Consider the following 2,329-nt stretch of genomic DNA (forward strand, 5'->3'; position numbering starts at 1 on the left):
GCTGCCCGGGGTCGTCCTGCCGAGCCTGCGCCGCCGCCCGCCGCGGGTGACGGTGGTCGTCGACACCTCCGGTTCGGTGAGCGACGCGGAACTCGGCAGCGCCCTGCTGGAGGTGACCGCCATCTCGCGCGCGGTGGGCGGCCGACGGGACCTGGTGTCCGTGGTCAGCTGTGACGCGGCGGCCAGGAAGGTGGGCCCGCTGTGCCGGGGGGAGGGCATCACGCTGCTCGGCGGAGGCGGCACGGACCTGCGCGAGGGGTTCGCGACGGCCCTGGAGGCGCGGCCGCGCCCGGACGTCGTCGTCGCGCTGACCGACGGTCAGACCCCGTGGCCCGACCACCGTCCGCCCTGCCGCACGGTGGTGGGCCTCTTCCCCCGCGCGCCGTCGTACTCGGAGGACAACCCCGATCACGTCCCCGACCTCCCGCCGGACTGGGCGCGGGTGGTGGAGATCGGTTAGGGGCAGGTCAGGCCGAGCCCGCTGCTCCCGCCGCTCGGGCCGCTCGGGCCGCTCGGGCCGGTCCTGCCGCTTCGGCCGCTGTGGCGGCGCCGTACCGGCGGGAAGTAAAAAGCGGGTCAGGGGTCCGCCAACTCCCGTCGAGGGCGGCCTCCCTCCGCGCTATTAGATGTATGTTGCACCTAACTGTTCGGGTCCCGCCCTCGCGGCAGTCGGTCGCGTGGCCCGCAGAACCGGAAAGGACACCGCATCATGAGCGCGCCGTCAGGGGAGACCGGGAGCCCGTTCCGACAGCCGAGAGCGGTGTGGGCCGTCGCGTTCGCCTGCGTCATCTCCTTCATGGGCATCGGCCTGGTCGACCCGATCCTGCCCGCCCTCGCGGAGAACCTCCACGCCTCCGCGAGCCAGGTATCGCTGCTGTTCAGCAGCTATCTGATCGTCACCGCGGTCGCGATGCTGTTCGTCGGCTGGATCTCCAGCAGGATCGGCGCCAAGCGCACCCTGGTGGTGGGACTGGCCGTCATCGTGGTCTTCGCGGCGCTCGCCGGCGCGACCGACTCCATCAACGGCATCGTCGGCTTCCGGGCCGGCTGGGGCCTGGGCAACGCCATGTTCATCGCCACCTCGCTGGCCGTGATCGTGGCCTCGGCGAGCGGCGGCTTCGGCGGCGCGATCATCCTCTACGAGACCGCCCTGGGCCTCGGCATAGCCGTGGGGCCGCTGCTCGGCGGTGTCCTCGGCGACATCAGCTGGCGGGGCCCGTTCTTCGGCGTCGCCGTCCTCATGGCCCTCGCGCTGATCGCGACCGTCCTCCTCGTCCCGTCGACGCCGCGGCCCGAACGCCCCACCTCGCCGATCGCGCCGCTGAAGGCACTGCGCCACCGCGGGCTGCTGACCATGGGACTGATGGCCCTGCTCTACAACTGGGGCTTCTTCACCATGCTGGGCTACGCCCCGTACCCGATGGAGCTGGAGGCCTTCGACCTCGGCCTGGTCTTCACCGGCTGGGGCCTGCTGGTGGCAGCGTTCAGCGTGCTGGTGGCCCCGCGGCTCCAGGTCAGGTTCGGCACCGCGCCGGTGCTGTACGCCAACCTCGTCTGCCTGGGCGCGCTGATGGCGGTCGTCGCCGCGGGCGTCGACACCCCGGTCGTGGTGATCGTCGCGGTGATCGCCAGCGGGGCGTTCATCGGGATCAACAACACGCTCACCACCCAGGCCGTCATGCTGGTCTCGCCGGTCGAGCGGCCGGTGGCCTCCTCCGCCTACGGGTTCGTGCGGTTCATCGGCGGTGGCCTGGCGCCGTACGTGGCGGGCCGGATCGCCGAGGCGACCGACCTGTCGATGCCCTTCTACGTCGGCGCCCTCGCCTTCCTGCTGGCCGTGCCCGTCCTGGCCACCGGGCACCGGCTGGTGCGGGAGGCGGAGCGGCCGCGGGAGAAGACGGTGCCCGTCGAGCCGGCCGTGACCGCGGTGGGCGCCTAGCGGTTCACTGCGTCGCACTCCGGTTCACCCCCCGGGCGGGCCGTCATCCCGCCCGCCTGCACACTGTCCGGGTGGAGACGGAGAACGTGGCGGGGCGGTGGCGGCGGTTCGAGCGGACCGCCGACGGCCGGACCGAGTACCGGGAGGTCCGGCAGGAGGGCATCCGCTGTCTCCTCCGGTGGGGCGTCGCCGGAGGCAGCGGCCGGGGGATGACGGTCACCCGCGACGACGTGGCGGACGCCGGACGTCACGCCGCGCGCAAGGCGCGGGAGTACCTGCGCAAGGGCTTCGCCGAGGTGGAGGCCGGGGGCGGTGGGTCGGCCGAGGGGCCGGTCGACGGGTCGGCCGATCGGTCGTCCGACGGAGCGGCCGCCGGGTCGACCGGCGGCG

General features: G+C 73.4%; 2 protein-coding genes and 1 pseudogene. All 3 read left to right on the top strand.

Translation table 11 applies throughout. The features are described from left to right. A partial coding sequence (locus tag HW445_RS27380) for a VWA-like domain-containing protein (RefSeq protein ID WP_257231322.1) occupies positions 1-460 on the top strand: 460 nt, incomplete at its 5' end. A 249-nt stretch (positions 461-709) separates the two neighbouring features. After that, a pseudogene (locus tag HW445_RS27385) lies at positions 710-1,936 on the top strand (MFS transporter); the annotation flags it as partial. A gap of 74 nt (positions 1,937-2,010) precedes the next feature. Beyond that, positions 2,011-2,329, top strand: a 319-nt coding sequence (locus HW445_RS27390; protein WP_180223558.1) for a WGR domain-containing protein, incomplete at its 3' end; no start/stop codon positions are given.

It is taken from the genome of Streptomyces sp. UH6, assembly GCF_013421635.1.
GTDB classification, from domain to species: Bacteria; Actinomycetota; Actinomycetes; order Streptomycetales; family Streptomycetaceae; genus Streptomyces; species Streptomyces abyssomicinicus.